The organism is Pantoea sp. SOD02 (genome assembly GCF_024707505.1).
Lineage (GTDB): Bacteria > Pseudomonadota > Gammaproteobacteria > Enterobacterales > Enterobacteriaceae > Pantoea > Pantoea symbiotica.
Genome location: NZ_CP102604.1, coordinates 2,707,333 through 2,732,534, shown reverse-complemented (window position 1 = coordinate 2,732,534; position 25,202 = coordinate 2,707,333). Strand labels below are relative to the sequence as shown.

At 55.1% G+C, this 25,202-nt stretch carries 22 protein-coding genes; 11 read left to right on the top strand and 11 right to left on the bottom strand.

Features of this window, described 5'->3' with window-relative positions; translation table 11 throughout:
* Positions 1 to 26: 26 nt before the first annotated feature.
* Entirely contained in the window at positions 27 to 872 is an 846-nt protein-coding gene (gene nfo / locus NR302_RS12685; protein ID WP_008104999.1) for a deoxyribonuclease IV, read from the bottom strand.
* A 56-nt stretch (positions 873 to 928) separates the two neighbouring features.
* The gene (locus tag NR302_RS12680) at positions 929 to 1,972 is read right to left on the bottom strand and encodes a YeiH family putative sulfate export transporter (protein WP_258143641.1); all 1,044 of its coding nucleotides are present in this window, start codon (positions 1,970 to 1,972) and stop codon (positions 929 to 931) included.
* A 232-nt stretch (positions 1,973 to 2,204) separates the two neighbouring features.
* Here NR302_RS12680 and yieE point away from each other — a divergent pair, with 232 nt between their 5' ends.
* The 4 genes from yieE to NR302_RS12660 all read left to right on the top strand — a co-directional run bounded on the left by yieE (position 2,205) and on the right by NR302_RS12660 (position 6,701).
* Positions 2,205 to 3,071, top strand: a complete 867-nt coding sequence (gene yieE / locus NR302_RS12675) for a DNA-binding transcriptional regulator YeiE (RefSeq protein ID WP_061717796.1) — start codon at positions 2,205 to 2,207, stop codon at positions 3,069 to 3,071.
* A 136-nt stretch (positions 3,072 to 3,207) separates the two neighbouring features.
* On the top strand, positions 3,208 to 4,674 hold the full coding sequence (locus NR302_RS12670; protein WP_008104991.1) for an amino acid permease: 1,467 nt from the start codon (positions 3,208 to 3,210) through the stop codon (positions 4,672 to 4,674).
* Between the two features lie 162 nt (positions 4,675 to 4,836).
* On the top strand, positions 4,837 to 5,916 hold the full coding sequence (locus NR302_RS12665; RefSeq protein WP_154181553.1) for an iron ABC transporter permease: 1,080 nt from the start codon (positions 4,837 to 4,839) through the stop codon (positions 5,914 to 5,916).
* Positions 5,916 to 6,701, top strand: a complete 786-nt coding sequence (locus NR302_RS12660) for an ABC transporter ATP-binding protein (protein ID WP_258143640.1) — start codon at positions 5,916 to 5,918, stop codon at positions 6,699 to 6,701. Before NR302_RS12665 ends, NR302_RS12660 begins: the two co-directional genes overlap by 1 nt.
* A gap of 55 nt (positions 6,702 to 6,756) precedes the next feature.
* On the opposite strand, the gene fghA is transcribed toward NR302_RS12660, so the two are convergent.
* The 3 genes from fghA to NR302_RS12645 all read right to left on the bottom strand — a co-directional run bounded on the left by fghA (position 6,757) and on the right by NR302_RS12645 (position 9,714).
* On the bottom strand, positions 6,757 to 7,599 hold the full coding sequence (gene fghA / locus NR302_RS12655; protein ID WP_258143639.1) for an S-formylglutathione hydrolase: 843 nt from the start codon (positions 7,597 to 7,599) through the stop codon (positions 6,757 to 6,759).
* 12 nt (positions 7,600 to 7,611) lie between these two features.
* A complete protein-coding gene (locus tag NR302_RS12650; RefSeq protein WP_008104982.1) occupies positions 7,612 to 8,736 on the bottom strand; it encodes an S-(hydroxymethyl)glutathione dehydrogenase/class III alcohol dehydrogenase in 1,125 nt (374 codons plus the stop codon).
* 66 nt (positions 8,737 to 8,802) lie between these two features.
* Positions 8,803 to 9,714: a LysR family transcriptional regulator gene (locus NR302_RS12645; RefSeq protein ID WP_061717793.1), complete on the bottom strand. Its 912-nt coding sequence runs from the start codon at positions 9,712 to 9,714 to the stop codon at positions 8,803 to 8,805.
* Between the two features lie 99 nt (positions 9,715 to 9,813).
* On the opposite strand from NR302_RS12645, the gene NR302_RS12640 reads away from it, so the two are divergent.
* From NR302_RS12640 to mglC, 7 genes are all read left to right on the top strand, one after another.
* Positions 9,814 to 10,941, top strand: a complete 1,128-nt coding sequence (locus NR302_RS12640; RefSeq protein WP_258143638.1) for an MFS transporter — start codon at positions 9,814 to 9,816, stop codon at positions 10,939 to 10,941.
* Positions 10,942 to 11,058: 117 nt separating this feature from the next.
* Positions 11,059 to 11,724 (top strand): GTP cyclohydrolase I FolE, encoded by a 666-nt coding sequence (folE, locus tag NR302_RS12635; protein ID WP_008104975.1) that lies wholly within the window; start codon positions 11,059 to 11,061, stop codon positions 11,722 to 11,724.
* A gap of 53 nt (positions 11,725 to 11,777) precedes the next feature.
* Positions 11,778 to 12,938, top strand: coding sequence for a DUF418 domain-containing protein YeiB (gene yeiB / locus NR302_RS12630; protein ID WP_154190252.1), 1,161 nt, complete (start codon positions 11,778 to 11,780; stop codon positions 12,936 to 12,938).
* A 142-nt stretch (positions 12,939 to 13,080) separates the two neighbouring features.
* Positions 13,081 to 14,121, top strand: a complete 1,041-nt coding sequence (gene galS / locus NR302_RS12625) for an HTH-type transcriptional regulator GalS (protein WP_008104959.1) — start codon at positions 13,081 to 13,083, stop codon at positions 14,119 to 14,121.
* A 303-nt stretch (positions 14,122 to 14,424) separates the two neighbouring features.
* On the top strand, positions 14,425 to 15,420 hold the full coding sequence (gene mglB / locus NR302_RS12620) for a galactose/glucose ABC transporter substrate-binding protein MglB (RefSeq protein ID WP_008104956.1): 996 nt from the start codon (positions 14,425 to 14,427) through the stop codon (positions 15,418 to 15,420).
* Positions 15,421 to 15,490: 70 nt separating this feature from the next.
* A complete protein-coding gene (gene mglA, locus NR302_RS12615; protein ID WP_008104954.1) occupies positions 15,491 to 17,011 on the top strand; it encodes a galactose/methyl galactoside ABC transporter ATP-binding protein MglA in 1,521 nt (506 codons plus the stop codon).
* Between the two features lie 18 nt (positions 17,012 to 17,029).
* The gene (gene mglC, locus NR302_RS12610) at positions 17,030 to 18,040 is read left to right on the top strand and encodes a galactose/methyl galactoside ABC transporter permease MglC (RefSeq protein ID WP_007889502.1); all 1,011 of its coding nucleotides are present in this window, start codon (positions 17,030 to 17,032) and stop codon (positions 18,038 to 18,040) included.
* Positions 18,041 to 18,134: 94 nt separating this feature from the next.
* Here mglC and sanA read toward each other — a convergent pair whose 3' ends face one another.
* From sanA to metG, 6 genes are all read right to left on the bottom strand, one after another.
* Positions 18,135 to 18,854, bottom strand: coding sequence for an outer membrane permeability protein SanA (gene sanA / locus NR302_RS12605; RefSeq protein ID WP_008104952.1), 720 nt, complete (start codon positions 18,852 to 18,854; stop codon positions 18,135 to 18,137).
* A gap of 135 nt (positions 18,855 to 18,989) precedes the next feature.
* Positions 18,990 to 20,687 (bottom strand): NAD-dependent malic enzyme, encoded by a 1,698-nt coding sequence (locus NR302_RS12600; protein WP_008104950.1) that lies wholly within the window; start codon positions 20,685 to 20,687, stop codon positions 18,990 to 18,992.
* Positions 20,688 to 20,847: 160 nt separating this feature from the next.
* The gene (cdd, locus tag NR302_RS12595) at positions 20,848 to 21,744 is read right to left on the bottom strand and encodes a cytidine deaminase (protein ID WP_258143637.1); all 897 of its coding nucleotides are present in this window, start codon (positions 21,742 to 21,744) and stop codon (positions 20,848 to 20,850) included.
* Positions 21,745 to 21,868: 124 nt separating this feature from the next.
* Positions 21,869 to 22,561, bottom strand: a complete 693-nt coding sequence (locus tag NR302_RS12590) for a CidB/LrgB family autolysis modulator (protein WP_258143636.1) — start codon at positions 22,559 to 22,561, stop codon at positions 21,869 to 21,871.
* Positions 22,554 to 22,937: a CidA/LrgA family protein gene (locus NR302_RS12585; protein WP_258143635.1), complete on the bottom strand. Its 384-nt coding sequence runs from the start codon at positions 22,935 to 22,937 to the stop codon at positions 22,554 to 22,556. The genes NR302_RS12590 and NR302_RS12585 overlap by 8 nt, the downstream gene beginning before the upstream one ends.
* A 170-nt stretch (positions 22,938 to 23,107) precedes the next feature.
* The gene (metG, locus tag NR302_RS12580) at positions 23,108 to 25,141 is read right to left on the bottom strand and encodes a methionine--tRNA ligase (protein ID WP_258143634.1); all 2,034 of its coding nucleotides are present in this window, start codon (positions 25,139 to 25,141) and stop codon (positions 23,108 to 23,110) included.
* Between the last annotated feature and the right edge of the window lie 61 nt (positions 25,142 to 25,202).

Sequence of the window (25,202 nt, the reverse complement as noted above, 5' to 3'; positions counted from 1 at the left end):
CCATTCATGGCGACCTGGTTAAATCATTAACCCTGCTGCTCTGACTTCAGCCACGCAATCTCATCCTTCCAGATATCCGGATTGATGGTTTCCAGGATCATCGGAATGCCGTCAAAACGTTTATCCTTCATCAGCCAGCTAAATGCGGTTTTGCCGATATTGCCTTCACCCAAACTGTGATGGCGGTCGACGCGGCTGCCCAGCGTGCTCTTGGCATCATTCAGGTGCATCCCGCGCAGATACTGGAAACCGACGATGCGTTCAAAATCGCTAAACGTCTCCGCGCAGGCTTCTTCGGTACGCAGATCGTAACCACCCGCAAAGGCGTGGCAGGTATCAATGCACACGCCAACGCGCGACTTATCTTCCACGTGTTCAATAATGGTGGCGAGGTGCTCAAAGCGGAAACCGAGGTTGCTGCCCTGACCCGCGGTGTTTTCGATCACCGCCACCACGCTGCTGGTTTTATCCAGCGCGATGTTGATCGATTCGGCGATACGCTTCAGGCACGCCTCTTCATCAATTTGCTTAAGATGGCTGCCGGGATGGAAGTTCAGCAAGGTCAAACCTAACTGCTCGGCACGTTGCATTTCATCGAGGAAAGCTTCGCGCGATTTCTCCAGTGCTTCCATCACCGGATGGCCAAGGTTAATCAGATAGCTATCGTGCGGCAGGATTTGCGCAGAGGTGAAGTTGTAGCGATCGCAGGCGGTTTTAAACGCATCAATCACTTCCCCTGACAGCGGTGCTGCTTTCCACTGGCGCTGATTTTTGGTAAACAAAGCAAACGCGGTGGCTTCGAGTTCGTGGGCACGGATAACTGCCTGGTCCACGCCGCCTGATGCACTGACGTGTGCGCCGATATATTTCATGCCGCTCTCCTGATTGGGCGATTGCTACTGCAAAGCGCTCACTATAGCGGATGCGATTACGCCATGAAATGTTGCACCAGCACATTGAGTGCTCCGCCGCCAACAATCAACCAGCCAAACATCATCAAGCCGAGCAGCAACGGTTTCAAACCGGCTTGCTTTAAGGCACTGAAACGAGTGGTTAAACCCAGCGCCGCCATCGCCATCGCCAGCAGCAGATTTGCCAGCTGATTCAGCGCACCAACCACGTTAGCAGGCAGCAGATGCAGCGAGTTAAACAGCGCAACCACAATAAATAGCAGCGCGAACCACGGGAAACTGATTGATTGCTGCTGCGCGCTGTGGCTACGTTGACGCTTCAGCCAACTGCCCAGAATCAGTAAGAAGGGCGCTAACATCATCACGCGCAGCATTTTAGCGATCACCGCAGTATTCTCGGTTTCTGCACCCATCGCATGACCAGCCGCGACAACCTGCGCCACTTCATGCAGCGTCGATCCGGTAAAGATGCCGAAATGTTCTGCACTGACAGTTGGCAGCAGCGACCAGAGCAGCGGATACAGCACGATGCCAACGGTGCCAAACAGCACCACGGTGGCAACCGCTACCGCCACTTTTGATGGCGCAGCTTTAACGATAGGTTCACTCGCCAGCACCGCCGCCGCACCGCAAATGCTACTGCCCGCACCAATCAGCCACACGGTTTCACGATCCATCTTTAGCAGACGGATGCCGATAAAACAGGTCAGCAGGAAAGTAGAACTGAGGACCAGCACATCGATCAGCACGCCGCTGAGACCGACATCAGCAATCTGCTGCACGGTAATACGAAAGCCATAAAGGATGATGCCGAGGCGCAGCAAGCGCTGTTTCGCCAGCAGCACGCCGCTGTCACATGCCCCAGCAATCTGCGGATAAAGGCTGTTGCCGAGCACGATGCCCAAAATAATCGCTAACGTCAGCGCACCGAATCCGGCACCGGCCAACCATGACTGATTGCCAAGCCATGCCGCGATACCGGCAATCGCGACAGTCAGCAGCAAACCCGGCAGCCACTGATGTAGATGAAACGGGCTTTTATTCACGCTTAACTCAGCCATACTTTTCTCCTTATCGTGTCGGCATTCATTTCGAAATGCCGCTCACTTAAGCAATAAATCGCTTATGTAATCAGGTGCGCATGAATGCGCACCCTACGAAAACCCGTAGGGGCGCCATTTATGGCGACCTTCTAGCACTCAATCTCAACCTCAAGCGTGCACCGCACTGGTATAAAAGTAAAATTGATAATATATTTATAATTAACCAGTATAAGTAATATAAGAGGAACACATGCACATCACGTTGCGCCAGATTGAAGTGTTTACCGAAGTGTTGAAAAGCGGCTCGACAACCCAGGCTTCGCAAGTGCTGGCGCTGTCGCAGTCGGCGGTGAGCGCCGCGTTAGCGGATCTGGAAAACCAGCTTGGCGTGCAGCTGTTTGACCGTGTCGGTAAGCGGCTGGTGGTGAATGAGCATGGACGTTTACTCTATCCGCGCGCCGTGGGTTTGATGGAGCAGGCGGGTGAAATCGAACAGCTGTTTAAAGAAGATAATGGGGCGATTCGCCTGTTCGCCAGCAGCACCATCGGCAATTACCTGCTGCCGGGCATGATCGCCGCCTATCGCCGTGATTTTCCCGCGCTGCCGCTGGAGCTGAGCGTCGGCAACAGCCAGGATGCGATTAATGCGGTGGCGGATTTTCGCGTCGATATCGGCTTGATAGAAGGTCCATGTCACGAGCTGGATATTATCAGCGAGCCGTGGCTGGAAGATGAGCTGGTGGTATTTGCCGCGCCGGATGCTGCCATCCTGCAGCAGCCGATTACGCTGGAAACACTCGCCGCCGCACCGTGGATTCTACGTGAGCGCGGTTCGGGTACGCGTGAGATCGTGGATTATCTGCTGCTGTCGCATCTGCCGCAGTTTCAGCTCGGCATGGAGTTGGGCAACTCAGAGGCAATTAAACACGCGGTGCGTCACGGCATGGGCATCAGCTGTTTGTCACGGCGGGTGATTGAAGATCTGCTGGAGGCCGGCACGCTGGTGGAAGTATTGATCCCGCTGCCGCGCCTGACGCGTACGTTGTATCGCATCCATCATCGGCAGAAGCATGTCTCCAAAGCTTTGAGCCGTTTCCTGTCGTATTGCCGAGAATAATCGCAGTGCTTAACACGCTGCGGCTAATAATTCCTGGCCGATCATGAAGGTAACTAATAACCCGACGTGAATGCTATACAGCTTGGGGCTAGCTGCTACAATCTCGCCTCATTTTTATCCAGCATAGCGTTTACACATGCATAATGACTCAAAAACAACACAACAACCTGGATTGCGCCGTGAATTAAAAGCGCGTCATCTCACCATGATCGCCATTGGTGGCTCCATCGGTACCGGCCTGTTTGTCGCCTCGGGTGCCACCATTTCTCAGGCCGGACCTGGCGGCGCGCTGCTCTCTTATGCGCTCATCGGCCTGATGGTTTACTTCCTGATGACCAGCCTCGGCGAACTCGCGGCATTTATGCCGGTTTCTGGCTCCTTCTCCACTTATGGTTCGAAATACGTTGAAGAAGGCTTCGGCTTCGCGCTGGGCTGGAACTATTGGTACAACTGGGCGGTCACCATCGCCGTTGACCTCGTCGCCTCGCAACTCGTCATGAACTACTGGTTCCCGGACACGCCGGGCTGGATCTGGAGCGCACTGTTCCTCGGCCTGATGTTCCTGCTCAACTACATCTCCGTAAAAGGCTTCGGCGAAGCGGAATACTGGTTCTCGCTGATCAAAGTGACCACCGTCATCATCTTTATTGTGGTGGGCGTGCTGATGATCACCGGCATTATGCGTGGCGCAGAAAATGCTGGCTGGCACAACTGGACCGTCGGCGAAGCGCCGTTTGCCGGTGGATTCGCCGCAATGATTGGCGTTGCGATGATTGTCGGCTTCTCCTTCCAGGGCACCGAACTGATTGGTATCGCGGCCGGTGAATCCCAGGATCCGGCGAAGAACATCCCGCGCGCGGTGCGTCAGGTGTTCTGGCGAATTCTGCTGTTCTATATCTTCGCCATTCTGATCATCAGCCTGATTTTGCCGTATACCGATCCGAAGCTGCTGCATAACGACGTCACCGATATCGCCATCAGCCCGTTCACGCTGGTGTTCCAGAATGCCGGTCTGCTCTCGGCAGCGGCGGTGATGAACGCGGTGATTCTGACGGCGGTGCTGTCGGCGGGTAACTCCGGCATGTACGCCTCAACGCGCATGCTGTTCAACCTGGCACGCGAAGGCAAAGCGCCACGCATCTTCGGCAAGCTGTCGAAAGGTGGCGTGCCGCGTAACGCGCTGATTGCTACCACCGTGGTGGCGGGATTGTGCTTCCTGAGCTCGAAATTTGGTAACCAGGAAGTCTACCTTTGGCTGCTGAACACTTCGGGTATGACCGGCTTTATCGCCTGGTTGGGTATCGCCATCAGCCATTACCGTTTCCGTCGCGGTTATATCGCGCAGGGACACAGCCTTGCCGATTTGCCATACCGTTCGGGCTTCTTCCCTCTGGGACCGATCTTCGCCTTTATTCTGTGTCTGATCATCACGCTGGGGCAGAACTATCAGGCGTTCCTTGCCGACCGCATTGATTGGTATGGCGTGGCCGCGACCTATATTGGTCTGCCGCTGTTCCTGGTGATTTGGTTGGGTTACAAGCTGACACGCGGCTCGCGCTTCGTGAAATACAGCGAGATGGAATTCCCGACGTTTAAAGAGTGATGTTTGCAAAAAGGTCGCCATTAATGGCGATCCGACAATCATGGAAAGTGCGCAATTATGCGCACTTTTTTTTGGATTTTGTTACTCAGATTGAATTGATAATTATTATCACCTGCACTATTGTGGCTGCCGTTATGATTTCGACAAGAAACGGGTAGAACAATGCGTACCACCGACGCCACGCTGCTGGCGGAAAACGGCCTCGAAACCGATACCATCACACATTATCGTCAGGTACTGCGCCAGCGACTGTTGTTAATTGGCGTGCTGGTGCTGGCGATACTGGCCTCAGTAATTCTGGATTTCACGCTCGGCCCGGCTGGGCTCTCCCTCGATACCTTATGGCAAACGCTGACCCATCCCGATGCGGTCGATGCGGGCACGCGCGTCATTGTCTGGGATATACGGTTACCGTACGCCTTGATGGCAGTGGTGGTGGGCTTCTCGCTTGGGCTCGCCGGTGCAGAGATGCAAACCATTCTGAATAACCCGCTCGCCAGCCCGTTTACGCTCGGCGTCTCGTCGGCGGCGGCCTTTGGCGCGGCGCTGGCGATCATTCTCGGTATCGGCATTCCGGGCGTACCGGATCAGTGGTTTATCTCCGCCAACGCCTTTGTGTTTGCGCTGTTTGCCGCCTTGATGCTGGATGGCGTGACGCGCTGGACCAAAGTTTCTACCTCTGGCGTGGTGCTGTTTGGTATCGCGCTGGTGTTCACCTTCAACGCATTAGTCTCGATGATGCAGTTCATCGCCAGCGAAGATACCTTGCAGGGCTTAGTGTTCTGGACCATGGGCAGCCTCGCACGCGCGTCGTGGGAAAAGCTCGGCGTGTTAACTGCCGCCTTTGCCATCCTGATTCCGTTCTCAATGCTCAGCAGCTGGAAGCTGACCGCGCTGCGCCTTGGCGAAGATCGTGCGGTGAGCTTTGGTATCGACGTGCGCCGTCTGCGCCTGGCAACGCTGCTGCGCATCAGTATTCTCTCCGCGCTGGCGGTGGCCTTTGTCGGTCCGATTGGCTTTATCGGCCTGGTCGCGCCGCATATTGCACGCATGATGTTTGGTGAAGATCACCGTTATTACCTGCCAGCGAGCGCGCTGGTCGGTGCGCTGGTGCTGTCGCTGGCCTCGGTGGCGTCGAAAAACCTGATTCCCGGCGTGATCATTCCGGTGGGGATTGTGACTTCGCTGGTCGGCGTGCCGTTCTTCCTCAGCATTATTCTGCGTCATCGGGGGACGGTGTAATGGAACAGGGATTACGTCTGAGTCATTTCTCCGCCGGTTACCCGAAGCGCAAGGTGATTGAAGATCTTAACGTGCCGGAACTGCCGCAGGGCAAAATCACCGTGTTGCTCGGTCCTAACGGCTGCGGCAAATCAACGCTGCTGCGCGCGCTGGCCGGTCTCGGCAAAGGGCAGGGCGAGCTGTGGCTGAACGGTGAAGAGCTGATGGGCCAGCCTTTTGCGCGTCGGGCGCAGCGCGTAGTTTATCTGCCGCAAAGTTTGCCGGCTGGCGTGCATCTGCACGTGCTGGAGTCGATTATCGTGGCGCAGCGCGCGTCGGGTGGCTTGCACAGCGCCTCGAGCAAAGCGGAGATCATGCATCTGCTCGAGCAACTCGGCATCGCGCATTTAGCCATGCGCTATCTCGATCAGCTGTCGGGCGGACAGAAGCAGTTGGTCGGCCTGGCCCAATCGCTGATTCGCCGTCCGGAACTGCTGCTGCTGGATGAACCGCTTAGCGCGCTGGACCTCAACTACCAGTTCCACGTAATGGATCTGGTGCGTCGTGAAACCCGTTTGCGCAATATTGTGACGGTGGTGGTGGTGCACGATATCAACATCGCGCTGCGTCATGCGGATCACGCGCTGATGCTGAAGGATGGCAATCTGCTGGCGGACGGCGAGCCGTCGCAGGTGATTACGCCAGAGACGCTGGCGCAGGTGTATGGCGTGCGCGGCCGTATCGAGCACTGCTCACGCGGCATGCCGCAGGTAATGATCGACGGGCTGGCGGAGACGTTGGTGTAATTCAGGTGCGCATGAATGCGCACCATACGTAGGGTCGCCATTTATGGCGACCTCGTTACACCAACAAATGCTTCGCGTGGAAACGCAGATGGTCTTCCACGAAGCTGGCGATAAAGAAGTAGCTATGGTCGTAACCCGGCTGAATGCGTAACTCCAGCGGGAAACCTTGCTCACGCGCTACGGCTTCCAGTCGCTCTGGACGCAGCTGATCGGCGAGGAACTGGTCGCTATCCCCTTGATCAATCAAAATCGGCAAGCGCTGTTCCACGTCACGCATCAACAGGCAGCTATCCCATTCACGCCACGTCTGACGATCTTCACCCAAGTAAGCGGCAAAGGCCTTCTGGCCCCACGGCACTTCAGTCGGATTGACGATCGGCGCGAAAGCCGAAGCAGACGCAAAACGCCCGCCGAGACGCAGTGCCAGCACCAGCGCACCGTGCCCGCCCATCGAATGCCCCATCACCGACTGACGATCGCTCAGCTTGAAGTTATCCGCCACCAGCTCCGGCAACTCGCTGCTGAGGTAATCGAACATGCGGAAGTTCGCCGCCCACGGCTGCTGCGTGGCGTTGAGGTAGAAACCTGCGCCCTGGCCGAGATCGTAACCGCTGTCGTTCGCCACCTCGTCACCGCGCGGGCTGGTGTCCGGCATAATCAGCACCAAACCCAGCTCAGCGGCAACGCGCTGTGCGCCGGCTTTGGTAGTGAAGTTCTCATCGCTGCAGGTCAACCCAGCGAAAAACCACACCACCGGCGGCGGCGCGTCACTCTGCGGCGGCGGCAGAAAAATGCTGAAGGTCATCGGACAGTTCAGCACCGCCGACTGGTGGCGCCAGCGCTGCTGCCAGCCACCAAAAATGCGATGCTCTTCTAACAGCTCCAAAGTGGAAGCCATAACGTCTCCTGATTACTTAGTAAAATGCACCACCGTACGAATTGATTTCCCTTCATGCATCAGATCAAAGGCGTCGTTAATCTCTTCCAGCGGCAGTTTGTGGGTGATGAAATCGTTAAGCGCGAATTTACCGTCGAGATAATCCTGCACGATGCCCGGCAGCTGTGAGCGGCCTTTCACGCCACCAAACGCGGAACCACGCCATACGCGACCGGTCACCAGCTGGAATGGACGGGTAGAAATCTCCTGGCCCGCGCCAGCAACGCCGATGATCACTGATTCGCCCCAACCTTTGTGGCAGCACTCCAGCGCCGAACGCATCACGTTGACGTTTCCGATGCACTCGAAGGAGAAATCGACGCCGCCGTCGGTGAGTTCAACGATCACATCCTGAATCGGCTTATCGTGATCTTTCGGGTTGATCAGATCGGTTGCACCCAGTTTGCGCGCCAGATCGAATTTGCTGGTGTTGAGATCGATACCGATGATGCGGCCGGCCTTCGCCATTTTCGCGCCAATGATCGCTGACAAACCAATGCCGCCGAGACCGAAGATCGCCACGGTATCGCCTTCTTTCACTTTAGCGGTATTCATCACCGCGCCCATGCCGGTGGTGACGCCGCAGCCCAGCAGGCACACTTCTTCCAGTGGCGCTTCTTTGCTGATCACCGCCAGCGAGATTTCCGGTACCACGGTGTATTCAGAAAAGGTTGAAGTGCCCATGTAGTGGAAAATCGGCTTGCCGTCTTTGAAGAAGCGGGTGGTGCCGTCTGGCATCAAACCTTTGCCCTGGGTGGCGCGAATTGCCTGACACAGGTTGGTTTTGCCAGAGAGACAGAACTTACACTTGCCGCATTCTGGGGTGTAAAGCGGAATCACGTGGTCGCCGACGGCCACGCTGGTCACGCCTTCACCGACCGCTTCTACCACGCCGCCGCCTTCGTGGCCGAGGATCGCCGGGAATACACCTTCCGGATCTTGTCCAGACAAGGTGTAAGCATCGGTGTGGCACACGCCGGTGGCCACGATGCGCACCAGCACTTCACCTTTTTGCGGTGGCATCAGATCCACTTCTTCGATTTTCAGCGGTTCGCCAGCTGCCCAGGCAACGGCGGCGCGGGTTTTAATCATGTTCATGCAATCCCTCTTCCTGTAGATGCGGGACCAAAGCCCCGATGGTCGTGATGTCGATAAAACAGAAATTCACTCGGCAGCGTGCAGCGGATGCCGCAATTCGTCGTTAACCGGGCGATCGTCAAACAGTTCAATAATCAAATACTTCAGCGCTTCCACGTTGGGAGTAAACGCATCGCGTCGCCACATCAGCCAGGTGGCGGTATCGCGGTAAGCGGGCGGTAACGCATGCTCCTGCACGCGTGCGCGCGCCGGCATTTGCGCCAGCACCGAGGCGGGAATCATTGCCACGCCCGCGCCACCGGCGACGCAAGCCACCATCGCGTGATAGGACTGAATCTCCATCACGCTGCTTGGTGCGGTCTGGCTTTCGCGATACCAGGCTTCCAGCTTGGTGCGGTAGGAACAGCTATTGCGGAAAGCAAACAGCGTGTCGCCTTGCACATCGCGCGCGCTGGCAATCGGCGCATGTTCCGGGCTGGTGATCAGCACCATCTGCTCGTTAAAGGCAATGCAGCCGTTGAGATCGTCGTGCGCCACCGGGCCATCAACCAGCGCGGCAGCCAGCGTACCTTCACGCACCTTGTCGATGATTTCACCGGAGGTATTAGTGATCAGCGACAGTTCCACGGCGGGAAAACGCTGGTGATAGGCCGCCAACAGCGCGGGCAACCGCGTCGCGGCGGTGCTCTCCATTGAACCGAGCGCGAAATTACCGCCCGGTTCACCGGCGCGCGCCATATTTAGCGCTTCATCGCTCAGCGCCAGGATGCGCTGCGCATAGTTGAGGAAATTGTGGCCCATTGGCGACAAACGAATGCGTTGCTTCTCACGAATAAACAGATCAACGCCAATTTCATCTTCCAGCTGGCGCAGACGCGTGGTGAGATTGGAAGGTACGCGATGGAGTTGCTCGGCGGCACGCGCCAGCGAACCGGATTCGGCTACGGAGCAAAACATGCGGAGCTGTACTAAATCCATATTCTCTTCTCGTAAACAACTTGGTTAGTATTATTCACTTTCCGTGAGTTTAAACGTCATGCATGCTAGTGACAAGTGATAAAACATCCTGAGGTCGGTATGGCGTTTCGTGTCGCGCTTAGCGCGTTCTTAAGTTTAGTGGTTGCGATGGGGATTGGGCGTTTTGCTTTCACGCCGCAGGTTCCGCTGATGATTCATGACCATCAATTGACGCTCACCAGCGCCAGCCTGGTGGCAGCACTCAACTATCTCGGTTATCTGTTTGGCTCTTTTGATGCGATGCGTGCGCGCAAACGCGTCGAGTGGCGCTTACAGGCGGGCGTGTGGGGCGCGGTGATATTAACGCTGCTGTCGGCCTGCGTCAGCGGTCCGTGGTTACATGGCCTGATTCGTTTCCTGATTGGCTGGGCCAGCGGCTGGGCCATGGTGTTGCTGGCGGCATGGGCCAGCGATCAGCTGCATCATCATGGCCGTCCGGGCTTGCTGGCAGCGGTGTTTGCTGGTCCCGGCACCGGCATCTTTATCAGCGGCATGCTGGCCGTGGCGCTACATGCCAGCGGCGTCAGTGCGGCCTTTGCGTGGGCGGCGTACGGCTTGCTGGCACTGTTGTTGATTGCCGCAATTGCGCGTTTTCTGCCGCGTACCGGCCAATTGCATCGTCCCGATCAAGCTGCATCACCGTTGGTATTGAATGGCGATCTTAAGCGCTTGGTGCTGAGCTACAGCCTTGCCGGATTTGGCTACATTCTGCCCGCCACCTTTTTGTCGCAAATGGCGGCGGCGCGTTTTCCTGATAGCGCCTTTGCCCAGTTTGTCTGGCCGGTGTTTGGCGGCGCGGCGGTGATCGGCATCGTGTTAGGCATCCTGACGCGTCACTGGGGCAGCAGCCATGCGCGTTTAGCGATGGTGCTGTGGGCGCAGGCATTGGGCGTCATCGCCGCGATTGTGCTGCCGGGGTTAAATGGCCTGATGCTGGGTGCGGCATTGATTGGTGGTGGCTTCCTGTGCGTAGTGCAACTGACGCTGCAATATGGGCGTGAGCTGGCACCGCAGCATGCGCGCTACCTTGCCGGTTTGCTTACTACCGGATATGCGGTCGGGCAGTTGGCCGGTCCACTGCTGTCGTGGATTTCCAGCATGCTGTGGCATCAACTGGAACCGGCGCTGTGGGTAGCGGGCGCCAGCTTAATCGTTGCCGGGATGCTGGTTTTACGTCGCGGTAAGTGATGAAAAGCTTATCGGAATGATTACTGGATTAAGGGCGCGGAGTATTTCACAATACGCGCTCAGAATTTCCCCCGTGGGTGAAGACCCGCGGGCGCATCACCTGCCGGAGAAGAGTAAATGAGTATCTTAAGTCAGGAAGCCGCCCTGGTTCACGAAGCGCTGTTGGCGCGTGGTCTGGAAACGCCGCTACGCGCCCCGGTGCGTGAAATGGATGACGACGCACGTAAACGCGAAATTGCCGGCCACATGACGCAAATCATGCAGCTGCTGAACCTGGATCTGGAAGATGACAGCCTGATGGAGACGCCGCATCGCATCGCCAAGATGTATGTGGATGAGATTTTCTCAGGTCTGGATTACGCCAACTTCCCGAAAATCACCGTCATCGAAAACAAGATGAAAGTGGATGAGATGGTCACCGTGCGCGATATCACGCTGACCAGCACCTGCGAACACCACTTTGTGATTATCGATGGCAAAGCCACCGTGGCGTATATCCCAAAAGAGAAAGTAATTGGCCTGTCGAAAATCAACCGTATCGTGCAGTTCTTCGCCCAGCGTCCGCAGGTGCAAGAGCGCCTGACGCAGCAAGTGCTGGTGGCGCTACAAACACTGCTGGGCACCAATAACGTTGCGGTATCGATTGATGCGGTGCATTACTGCGTGAAAGCGCGTGGCGTGAAAGATGCCACCAGCGCCACTACCACCACCTCGCTGGGCGGCTTGTTCAAATCCAGCCAGAACACGCGTCAGGAGTTTTTGCGCGCGGTTCGCCACAGCTAATCTGTTTGGGCGGCAGCGTGTCGCCCGATTTCCTCTCTCCGTCAGGGCACTCGATGCAACGCTATCTCGCGCTGGATTTCATTCGTGGTTGCGCCATCCTCGGCATCCTGCTGCTTAACATTGTCGGCTTTGCGTTGCCATCGGCGGCCTATCTCAACCCGGCGTGGCGCGGAGAGGCTTCAACATCAGATGCCTGGACATGGGCGATCATGGATGGCCTGGCGCAGCTAAAATTCCTCACGCTGTTTGCCTTGCTGTTTGGCGCCGGTCTTTACATGCAGGCGCCGCGCGGCAGCCGCTGGATGTCGGCGCGTCTGACGCTGCTGGTACTGCTCGGTTTCATTCACGGCATCTTTTTCTGGGAAGGCGATATCCTGCTGGATTACGGCCTGATTGGGCTGATTATCTGGCGCATGCTGCGTGATGTGCCGTCCGACCGTGCGTTGTTACAAACCGGCGCATTACTCTATTTGGTCGGCTGTGGCGTTTTGGTGGTATTCGGCTTAATTTCCAGTCCCAATCCAACGAATTCCTGGCTGCCGGGTGCAGCGGATCTGCAATATGAAAGCTACTGGAAACTGCTCGGCGGTTGGGAAGCGGTGCAGAATCGGCTGGATCACCTGTCGTCCGGCTTAATGGCGCTGGCGTCACAATATGGCTGGCAGCTGGCGGGGTTGATGCTGATTGGAGCGGCATTGATGCGCAGCGGCTGGCTGAGCGGGCAATTCAGCGTGCAGCACTATCGTCGTTCGGCGGCGCTGCTGCTGACCATCGGCTGGCTGATCGCCATTCCCGGCATCGCCGCGCAGTGGATGATTGGCTGGGAATTCCGCTGGACCGGCTTCTTCCTGCAGGTGCCGCGCGATCTCGCCAGCCCATTTATCAGCCTCGGTTACGCCGCACTTTGCCTGGGATTCTGGCCGCAAATTGCGTCAACGCGCATCAGTTACGCCATTCAATGCGTTGGCCGCATGGCATTGAGCAATTACCTGTTACAGACGCTGATTTGCACCACGCTGTTCTACCGCTTCAACCTGTTCCTCAAGTTTGATCGCCTGCACTTGCTGGCCTTTGTACCGGCTATCTGGCTGGTTAACATCCTGTTTTCCGTGCTGTGGCTGCGCGTCTTTCCGCAGGGGCCAATGGAGTGGATGTGGCGCAAACTGACGCGTCTGGCCGCTGGAAAACCTGACCCTTCCTCCTCACTCAGATAATGATGTTCATCACAAAGGTTGCAGAATTGTATGTAACCGTTTTCATTGATGTGACGTGATTCACGTAGTCGTTGCAGATGCCCTGACAGAATAGCGCCGTTACGCGCTTGTCGCGCATTTTCAGCCTCTGTGGAACAGCTGCATGATAACGATTCGTGATGTCGCCCGTCAGGCCGGTGTGTCAGTAGCCACCGTGTCGCGTGTGCTCAATAACAGCAGTGCAGTCACCGCCGATACCCGTGAAGCCGTGCTGGCCGCCGTTGACGCGTTAGGCTATCGCCCGAACGCCAACGCGCAGGCGCTGGCCACGCAAATCAGTGACACCATTGGCGTGGTGGTGATGGATGTTTCCGATCCCTTCTTTGGCGCGCTGGTGAAAGCGGTCGATACCGTGGCGCAGCGCGTGCATAAACACGTGTTAATCAGTAACTCCTGGCATCAGGAAGAGAAAGAACGTCACGCAATTGAGGTGCTGATACGTCAACGCTGCAACGCATTGGTGGTGCACGCGAAAACGCTTTCAGACGCTGAACTGACGCAATTTATGGATCAGGTTCCTGGTATGGTATTGATTAACCGTACAATTCCCGGTTATGAACACCGCTGCGTTTGCCTGGATAACGTCACCGGCGCGCAGGTAGCGACGCGTATGTTGTTACAACAGGGACATCAACGCATTGGCTTTCTCAGCTCCAGTCATCCGATTGAGGATGTGACGCAGCGCCGCGAAGGTTGGCTGCAGGCCTTGTCAGAGCAGGGAATTCGTCCTCAGGAGTCATGGATTGCCCACGCTGAACCTGACATGCAAGGCGGCGAAGCAGCGATGGTGGAATTACTGGGTCGTAACTTACATTTAACAGCGGTGTTTTCCTACAATGACGGCATGGCAGCGGGTGCGTTGACCGCTTTGAAGGATAACGGCATCCAGGTTCCACAGCATTTCTCTGTCATTGGCTTCGATGATATTCCCATCTCACGTTATACCGATCCGCAGTTAACTACGGTCCGTTATCCTATTGTTTCTATGGCAAAACTTGCCACTGAGCTGGCACTCAAAGGTGCTGCTGGCGAGCTGGATATCAATGCATCACACTGCTTTATGCCCACGCTGGTACGTCGCCATTCTGTCGCCCAACGGCAAATTGTGGAGTCGGTCACTAATTCAGGCGATAGCTCAGTGTAACCGTTTCCAATCTGTGATTGCATTCACAGTTAATTAACATGCCGCTCACTATGATGGCAGCGTCTTACCGGACTGAAACATCATGTAACGCTGAGAAATCCTCTTCCCAGCAGGTTTCAGTAGCCGATTGAAATAGTTCACAACACTCTTCAGGAAGCGTTTACCTACAGGGAAGTCAGGATTGCGATGGTGGCCCGGCTTTGCGTTACGCGTCCGCCCATTATCAGGTTTACAACCGACGGCGCTGTTTGCCCGCAGGCAAATAGCGCAATGAAATGCCCTACATAAAAAACCGGAGATACCATGAATAAGAAGGTTTTCACGCTCACAGCACTGGTTGCCAGCATGATGTTTGGTGCAACTGCGCACGCCGCCGATACCCGCATTGGCGTGACGATTTACAAATACGACGACAACTTCATGTCGATGGTGCGTAAGGACATTGAGAAAGAAGCGAAATCATTGGGCGGCATTCAGCTGCTGATGAACGACTCACAGAACGACCAGTCCAAACAGAACGACCAGATTGACGTGCTGATGGCAAAAGGCGTGAAAGCGCTGGCTATCAACCTGGTGGATCCGGCTGCTGCGGCAGTGGTGATTGATAAAGCGCGCGGCAACGATGTGCCGGTGGTGTTCTTCAACAAAGAACCTAACGCCAAAGTGCTGGCCAGCTATCCAAAAGCCTACTACGTCGGTACCGACTCTAAAGAGTCTGGCATCATCCAGGGGCAGCTGATCGAGAAGCACTGGAAAGCCACGCCAGCGTGGGATCTGAACAAAGACGGTACGATTCAGTTCGTGCTGCTGAAAGGCGAGCCGGGCCATCCAGATGCTGAAGCGCGTACCAAATACGTGATCGATACCCTGAACAAAGACGGTCTGAAAACGCAGCAGCTGGCGATGGATACCGCGATGTGGGATACCGCACAGGCAAAAGACAAAGTTGACGCCTGGCTCTCTGGCCCGAACGCCGACAAGATTGAAGTGATCATCGCCAACAACGATGCGATGGCGATGGGTGCGGTTGAAGCGCTGAAAGCGCACAATAAAACCAGCATTCCAGTGTTTGGTGTCGATGCACTGCCAGAAGCGCTGGCGCTGGTGAAATCAGGCGCCCTGGCCGGTACCGTGTTGAACGATGCGGAAAACCAGGCAAAAGCGACGCTGGATATTGCTAACAATCTGGCCAATGGCAAAGAGCCAACCGCTGGCACTAACTTCAAGATGGAAAACAAAATCGTACGTGTTCCTTACGTACCAGTAGATAAAGAAAATCTGTCGCAGTTTGTGAAGTAATTCATCCTGGGCGCGGCGTTTCGCCGCGCCTTATTGCATCTGACCAACGCTTTATTTAGCCAGGTAAATTATGGCCAGTGAGAATCCGACCACACAGCGTGAATATCTGCTGGAGATGACGAATGTCTCGAAATCATTTCCAGGGGTTAAAGCCTTAGATAATGTGAATTTAAAAGTGCGGCCGCACTCCGTTCATGCATTAATGGGAGAAAACGGCGCCGGGAAATCTACATTATTAAAATGTCTGTTTGGGATTTATAAAAAGGATACGGGGAGCATCCTGTTTCAGGGTGAGGAAATTGATTATAAGAGCTCCAAAGAGGCGCTGGAAAATGGCGTTTCAATGGTGCATCAGGAATTAAACCTGGTTCTGCAGCGCAACGTCATGGATAACATGTGGCTTGGCCGTTATCCACGTAAAGGCGTATTTGTCGATCAGGATAAAATGTATCGCGATACCAAAGCGATCTTTGATGAATTAGATATTGATATCGATCCGCGCGATAAAGTCGCCACCTTATCTGTCTCGCAGATGCAGATGATCGAAATCGCCAAAGCTTTCTCCTATGACGCCAAAATCGTCATTATGGATGAGCCGACATCATCGCTGACCGAAAAAGAAGTGAATCACTTGTTCACTATTATTCGTAAGCTGAAAGATCGCGGCTGCGGCATTGTCTATATCTCGCATAAGATGGAAGAGATATTCCAGCTGTGCGATGAGATCACCATTTTGCGTGATGGGCAGTGGATCGCCACTCAGCCGCTGGAAGGGCTGGATATGGACAAGATCATCTCGATGATGGTTGGCCGTTCATTGAACCAGCGTTTCCCAGACAAGACCAACGTGCCGGGGGAAACCATTCTTGAGGTGCGTCATTTAACCTCACTGCGTCAGCCTTCGATTCGTGATATCTCGTTCGATCTGCGTAAAGGTGAAATTCTTGGTATTGCCGGTTTGGTGGGAGCCAAGCGTACCGACATCGTCGAAACCCTGTTTGGGATTCGCGAAAAGTCGGGCGGCACGATTAAATTGCACGGCAAGGCGATTAACAACCATAGCGCCAACGAAGCCATTAACCACGGTTTTGCGCTGGTGACGGAAGAGCGTCGTTCCACCGGTATTTATGCGTATCTGGATATTGGCTTTAACTCGCTTATCTCCAATATCAAAAAGTATAAATCCAGCATGGGACTGCTCGATAATAAACGCATGAAAAGCGATACCCAATGGGTTATTGATTCGATGCGTGTGAAAACGCCGGGTCATCATACTCAAATTGGTTCGCTTTCCGGTGGTAACCAACAAAAAGTGATCATTGGTCGCTGGTTATTAACGCAGCCGGAAATATTGATGCTGGATGAACCAACGCGCGGGATTGATGTTGGCGCGAAATTCGAAATCTACCAACTCATTGCTGAGTTGGCGAAGAAAGAGAAGGGCATCATTATTATCTCTTCTGAAATGCCAGAACTGTTGGGTATTACCGATCGTATTTTAGTGATGAGTAATGGCCAGGTAGCAGGCATTGTTGATACCAAAACGACCTCGCAGAATGAAATCCTGCGTTTAGCGTCATTACACCTTTAATGAAGCAAGGGCTTTAACATGAAAGCGACTACTAAAAAGAATGCGCTAACCTGGTTAAAAGAGGGCGGCATTTACGTTGTCCTGTTTGTACTGCTGGCAATTATTATTTTCCAGGATCCAACGTTCTTAAGTTTAATGAACCTGAGTAACATTCTGACTCAATCCTCGGTGCGTATTATTATCGCATTGGGCGTGGCCGGTTTGATTGTCACCCAGGGTACGGACCTTTCAGCGGGTCGTCAGGTAGGTTTAGCTGCGGTGGTTGCCGCCACGCTGCTGCAGGCGATGGATAACGCGAACAAGGTGTTCCCGCATCTGGATACCGTGCCAATTCCGGTAGTTATCCTGACCGTGTGCATCATCGGCGGCGTGATTGGTCTGGTGAACGGTGTGATCATTGCTTACCTCAAGGTAACGCCATTTATCACCACCTTGGGCACCATGATTATCGTTTACGGCATCAACTCACTCTATTACGACTTTGTGGGTGCATCGCCGATTGCCGGTTTCGATCCTGGCTTCTCCAAATTTGCCCAAGGCTTCCTGCGTTTCGGTGACTTCAAACTGTCATTCATCACCTTCTACGCCGTGATTGCCATCGTATTTGTTTGGGTGCTGTGGAATAAAACCCGCTTCGGCCGCAACATCTTCGCTATCGGTGGTAACCCGGAAGCGGCGAAAGTGTCTGGCGTAAACGTACCGTTCAACCTGATTCTGGTGTATGCACTGTCTGGCGTGTTCTACGCGTTCGGCGGGATGCTGGAAGCGGGCCGTATCGGCAGCGCCACCAACAACCTCGGATTTATGTATGAGCTGGATGCGATTGCGGCTTGTGTGGTCGGCGGCGTGTCGTTTGCCGGTGGCGTGGGTTCTGTAGCGGGCGTGGTAACCGGTGTCATCATCTTCACCGTGATCAACTACGGTTTGACCTACATCGGCGTTAACCCTTACTGGCAGTACATCATCAAGGGCGGCATCATTATCTTCGCCGTGGCGCTGGATTCACTGAAGTACGCACGTAAAAAATAAGACATCACACAGCAAACTGAGGGCCGCGTAATGCGGCCCTTTTTACATTGGCGGTCGCGATAAATGGCGACCCTACAAAATGCACCGGTACCACTTACTTCTGCAGTTTCTCTTCCAACTCTAAAAGCTGCTCTGGCGTCACCGCCGGATAACTCTGCGCATCTTCTGGCACTTCATGCACCGCAGGAATCGGCACTAGCGGGCCGAGGAAACGTGGCTCGCGCTTCATCAAATACAAATCCGCCAGCGCACCCAATCGTGCACCCACTTCGCGGAAACGTACCGACAACATGTTTTTCGGCGACGGCACCGCATAACACTGCGCCTGAATCCCAAGATGCTGCGCGATATACAGCGCACGCTCGCAGTGGAAGCGCTGGGTAATGATGATGAAATCGTTGGTATCGAACACTTTGCGCGTGCGCACAATCGAATCCAGCGTGCGGAAGCCAGCGTAATCCAGCACGATGTCCGACGGCGCGACGCCCGCTTTAATCAAATCGCGGCGCATGGTCATCGGTTCGTTATAGCTTTGCTGCGCATTGTCACCGCTCAGCAGCAGGTAATTGACCTTGCCGCTGTTATAGGCGTTCAACGCGCCCTGAATGCGGTAGAGGTAATACTGATTGATAACGCCCGTGCGGTAATACTTGGCGGTGCCCAAGACCACGCCGACCTGACGGTGCGGCAACGAGGTGACATCTTCGTAAATAAAGGGCGCGGTTTTCCAGCTGATCCAGCGATCCAGGCCGAGCGCGGTCGCCACCATCAGTAAGATGATGAAAAACAGACCAAAGAAAACGCGTTTAATCATGCGCGCGGGCACTCGGTTGGCAGAATTCAGAATGGATAAAGGCTACTTGAGGCGGGCGGGGGAAGCAAGCTAAGGGCGGTTGGGCGGCGTTTTTTTAAGCATGGCCGGATCTAAGCGATCCGGCCATAAATTCGATTAAATCGAGGTACGACGATAATTACGGTACTGCGGCAGCCAGAAGTTGTTGCTGACGGCTTTCGACAGCACATCTTCCGAGGTCACCACCGCCACGCCAGCCAGCTGCGCGGCTTTGCCCACTTCAATGGCAATTAGCTTGGACACGCCCTGAATATCTTTGATCTCCGGCAGAACCGGACCTTCGCCGTCGTTGACCAGCGGCGAACAGTCGGCCAGTGCGCGGCTGGCGGTCATCAGCATCGAATCCGTCACGCGACTTGCGCCCGCAGCGATGACACCCAAACCGATGCCAGGGAAGATATAGGAGTTGTTGCATTGGGCGATTGGATAGGTTTTCCCTTTCCAGGTGACCGGTGAGAACGGGCTGCCGGTGGCAACCAGCGCGGCACCGTCAGTCCAGGCGATGATGTCGGCTGGCGTTGCTTCCACGCGTGACGTCGGGTTCGACAGCGGCATAACGATCGGACGCTTGGTGTGCTTGTGCATCTCGCGAATGATCTCTTCGGTGAACAGGCCAGGTTGACCTGACACGCCGATCAGAATATCTGGCTTGGCGTTGCGCACCACGTCGAGCAGAGAAATTGAGTCGCTATTGGTGTCCCAATCTTTCAGGCTGTCGCTCTTCTGCACCAGCTTGCTCTGGAAATTGAGCAGATTTGGCAGTTTGTCAGTCAGCAGACCGAAGCGATCGACCATCATCACGCGGCCACGCGCTTCATCATCGCTCAAACCTTCCGACTTCATCTGCGCGATAATCTGCTCGGCGATGCCACAACCGGCAGAACCGGCACCAAGGAACACCACTTTCTGCTCGCACAGGCGGCTGCCGGCAGCGCGGCTGGCGGCGATTAAAGTGCCGACGGTCACTGCGGCGGTGCCCTGGATGTCGTCGTTAAAGCAGCAGATCTCATCGCGATAGCGCTCCAGCAGCGGCATGGCGTTTTTCTGCGCGAAGTCTTCGAACTGCAACAGCACGTTCGGCCAGCGACGATTCACCGCCTGGATGAACTCGTTAACGAACTCTTCGTACTCTTCGCCAGTGATACGCGGATGACGCCAGCCCATATAGAGCGGATCGTTCAGCAACTGTTGGTTGTTGGTGCCGACATCCAGTACCACCGGCAAGGTGTAAGCCGGACTGATGCCGCCACACGCGGTATACAGCGACAGCTTACCGATTGGGATGCCCATGCCGCCGATACCCAAATCGCCGAGACCGAGAATACGTTCGCCATCGGTCACCACGATCACTTTTACATTCTGCTTGGTGGCGTTCTGCAGCATGTCTTCAATGCGGTCGCGGTTGTTGTAAGAGATGAACACGCCGCGCGCGCGACGGTAAATTTCAGAGAAGTGTTCACAGGCGGCGCCGACCGTTGGGGTGTAGATAATCGGCATCATCTCTTCCAGATGATTGTCGAGCAGGCGGTAGAACAGGGTTTCGTTGGTATCCTGGATGTTACGCAGATAGACATGCTTGTCGTTGTTATTTTTGAAATCCAGGAACTGGCGCCAGGCACGTTCTGCCTGCTCTTCGATGGTTTCTACCGCTTCCGGTAGCAGGCCGTTGAGGTTAAATTCGTTACGTTCTTCGAGGGTGAAGGCGCTGCCTTTATTCAACAGCGGAAATTCCAGCAGGATCGGACCCGCATAAGGAATATACAGCGGGCGTTTACTTTCGTAGTCGAGTTCCATGCAGTGCTTGCTCCGGTTGCAGTGTTTTCTGACGTATCGCCGGGAAAAGGTAACGCCAGTCCATCTTGAAGTGAAGAGGTTCTGGCGCCCGATCCTATGAAAATTCCTGCAGATGTACAGCTTTTGTTAACAGAAGGTCACAAAAGCGGTAAAAGGATCACTAAACTGATGTTTTCGAAACTAAAGTAAGTGAGAAATCCTCACATCCTAACGCCTTAAGCGTAGCGCGTGTCGCATCTAACTGACTCAGCGTGCTGTCCTGACATTCTGCCAAAACCGCTTGCTGAATAGTCTCCAGCGCTTCGTTGCTCATGTTCATCAAAATCAGTGCGGCCTGCAGCGGCGGCAAGCTTGGGTTGAAGGCGGCGTTTTCCGCATAGCGGCCGGTAAAGACCTTGCCGCTCTGGCTGCGCAACGCCACGCCGCTGTAGCTCAGGCTATAAGGCGCGTGACTGTGATTGGCGGCGGTAATGGCAGCCTGTTGCAACGCATCGCCTGCAAGCGCAAAACCATGATTGATCGGCGTCAGTAAACGTTCAGTGATGTTCAGATCGGCTGGACCAAACGCATCCGGCAAATAGTCGCCCAGCGTGCTAACCGCGCGTCCCGGCAGGCTGATGCGAATCGCCGTGCCGCTGTTCAGCTCGTTCATAAACTGACGGCAATGTCCGCACGGCGTGTAATTGACGGTAATCGCCGCCAGTTTCTCTTCACCGCACAGCCAGGCATGCGTAATGGCACTTTGCTCGGCGTGCACCGTCTGCTGCAGCGGCGTGTGCAGGAACTCCATGTTGGCCCCGAAGTACCAGTTGCCGCTGACACCGCGTGAGATCGCGCCGACATTAAAATTTGATACGGTTGCCACCGCGCAGCTCGCCGCCAGCGGCAGCAGTTCCAGCGCCAGCGCATCATCATCCAGACCGGTAAGCTGTTTCAGTTGCGCGACATCCTGCGGTCGCAATACGCCATGGAAATCCGGCGCATCGAGCAGCGGCTGAATCGCAGCTTGCAGCGCAGCGGGCAGGGCAGAAAAAGCAGTAAGGAATCGTGAATGCATGATGTGATGGCCTCAGTTACGCGTTAGCGGCGATGCGCCGCCAGAGGTTTTATATGTGATCCAAGTCGCTCTGACAATGCAAGCTGATTGGGTTGTTTCAACTTTGCGAGATCTCTCGCAAGTTTCAGCCCCACCAATGCATTAATAGCGGAAAAAGGAACGGTGCCAGTAACGAAGTGATGATGCCGCAAATCACCAAAGCCAGTGAGCTGAAGGCACCTTCCTGATAATCGATCTCGGCGGCGCGCGCGGTGCCTAACGCGTGCGAAGCGTTACCAATCGCCAATCCGCGCGAAGATTTGTTTTTCACCTTAAACAGATTAAGCAGCATATGACCAAACACCGCACCCAGCACACCGGCGATCAGCACGCAGATAGCGCTGATAGCGGGAATACCGTGCAGCGAGGCGGAGACCGCCATCGCAATCGGCGTGGTGACAGATTTCGGCATAATGGTAGCGGCGATTTCCGGCGTTGCGCCCATCCACAGCGCAATCGCGGTACCCGACACCATCGCCGTAATGCTGCCGATGAAACAGACGCTGATGATGGTTTTCCAGCGCGCACGAATCTGATGCATCTGCTCATACAGCGGCAACGCCAGCGCGACAACCGCCGGTTGCAGCAACTGATTCAGCAGGCTGCTGCCGGCAAAATAGCGCGTGTAAGGCAGATTGGTAAGCAGCAGAATCGGAATGACCATCGCCATCGCCACCAGCAATGGATTGACGATGGAGATATTGATTTTCGCCGCCAGTTTGCGCGCCAGAAAATAGGCGATCACGGTTAGCGGCAGCGACCACCATGCATCACTCATTCGGCTTCTCCTGAGGGCGCTGCAAACGTTCTGCGCTGAGCCCCACAATCAGCAGCACCATAAAAGTACTGACAATGCACGACACCACAATCGGTCCAAACTGCTCGGTGAGAATATCGGTATAGCCCATCACGCCGACACTAATCGGCACAAACAGCAGCGCCATGTAGCGGATCAGTAAATGGCATCCGGGTTTCACCCACTCAACCGGCATGATTTGCAGCGCCAGCAACAGAAACAGCAGCAGCATGCCGATGATGCTGCCGGGAATGGTTATCGGGAGCAGGGAAGAAATCCCCATTCCAGCGTAAAGCGCCGCATAGATGATGACGAAGGCGCGCACATAGCGCCAACAAGCAGAGAGAACGGCAGGCATGTCAGGCTCCTGTTTTCGTAGCGCTTTATCATACGCATTAAGCGATTAGCGTGCTAGCGATCACAATACAGTCTGACCTGGTCGCCATAAATGGCGACCCTACGAAAAACGCGCCAATCCTTTGTAGGATCAACAGGTACAAAAAAGCCGCCCTGAGGCGGCTTGTTAGCTTACTTAACCGGCATACCCGGCACTGCGCCGCTATCGACGGACAGCACAAACAGGTCTTTGCCGCCCGGGCCCGCTGACAGCACCATGCCTTCTGAAATACCGAAGCGCATTTTGCGCGGCGCGAGGTTAGCCACGATGATGGTCATCTTGCCGACCAGCACGGAAGGATCCGGATACGCCGCGCGAATGCCAGAGAAAATCTGACGCTTCTCGCCACCCAAATCCAGCTCCAGACGCAGCAGTTTGTCAGAACCTTCAACCAGCTCAGCTTTCTCGATCAGCGCCACGCGCATATCGACCTTGGCGAAATCGTCGATGGTGATGGTGTCGCCAATCGGCGCATCGGCCAGCGGGCCGGTTGCCGCAGGTTTGTTCGCCGCCGCCGCATCCTCTTTCGAGGCTTCAACCAGCGCGTCGACTTTGGTCATTTCGATACGGCCATACAGCGCTTTGAACGGTGCCACTTCATGATCCAGCAGCGGTTGGGCAATCGCATCCCAGCTCAGCTCGCTCTGCAGGAAGGCTTCGGTGCGTTCGGTCAGCGATGGCAGCACCGGCTTCAGCCAGGTCATCAATACGCGGAACAGGTTGATACCCATTGAGCAGATCGCTTGCAGGTCGGCATCGCGGCCTTCTTGCTTCGCCACCACCCAAGGTGCCTGCTCATCGACATAGCGGTTAGCCAGATCGGCCAGCGCCATGATTTCACGGATCGCGCGGTTATATTCGCGGCTAGCCCAGGCTTCGCCAATCTTCTCAGAGGCATCAACAAAGGTCTGATACAACGCCGGATCGGCCAGTTCGCTCGCCAGCTTGCCGCCAAAGCGTTTGGTCAGGAAGCCCGCATTACGTGACGCCAGGTTCACCACTTTGTTCACCACGTCTGCATTCACGCGCTGCACGAAATCTTCCAAATTCAGGTCAATGTCGTCAATGCGCGAAGAGAGCTTGGCCGCGTAGTAGTAACGCAGGCTGTCGGCATCCAGATGCTGCAACCAGGTGCTGGCTTTAATAAAGGTACCGCGCGATTTGGACATCTTCGCGCCGTTCACCGTCACATAACCGTGTACGAACAGGTTGGTTGGCTTGCGGAAGTTGCTGCCTTCCAGCATCGCCGGCCAGAACAGGCTGTGGAAATAGACGATGTCTTTACCGATAAAGTGATACAGCTCGGTCGTGGAATCTTTCTTCCAGAACTCGTCGAAATCGAGATCGCCGCGCTTGTCGCACAGGTTTTTGAATGAACCCATGTAACCGATTGGCGCATCCAGCCAGACGTAGAAGTATTTGCCTGGCGCGCCAGGAATTTCGAAGCCGAAGTAAGGTGCATCGCGAGAGATATCCCACTGCTGCAAGCCAGACTCGAACCACTCCTGCATCTTGTTCGCCACCTGCTCTTGCAGCGCACCTGAGCGCGTCCACGCCTGTAACATTGCGCTGAAAGAGGGCAGATCAAAGAAGAAGTGCTCTGAATCGCGCAGCACCGGCGTCGCGCCTGAAACCACAGATTTCGGGTCGATCAGCTCGGTTGGGCTGTAGGTCGCGCTGCACACTTCGCAGTTATCGCCATACTGATCCGGTGACTTACATTTCGGGCAGGTGCCTTTCACGAAACGGTCTGGCAGGAACATGCCTTTCTCAGGATCGTACAGCTGAGAGATGGTGCGGTTCTTAATGAAACCGTTCTCTTTCAGACGACCATAAATCAGTTCGGACAGCTGACGGTTTTCGTCGCCGTGCGTCGAGTGATAGTTGTCATAGCTGATGTTGAAGCCAGCGAAATCGGTTTCGTGCTCCTGCTTCATCTCCGCGATCATCTGCTCCGGCGCGATGCCCAGCTGCTGCGCTTTCAGCATAATTGGCGTGCCGTGGGCGTCGTCTGCACAGATGAAGTGAACCTGGTTGCCACGCATTCGCTGGTAACGGACCCAAATGTCAGCCTGAATGTGTTCAAGCATGTGACCGAGATGGATTGAACCGTTTGCGTACGGCAGCGCGCACGTTACCAGAATTTTTTTTGTGGCTTGAGTCATGATTGCGTAGCGTTCCATTGATGAAAAAAACGTCCTAGATGGTAACCGAAGCACCCTCTGC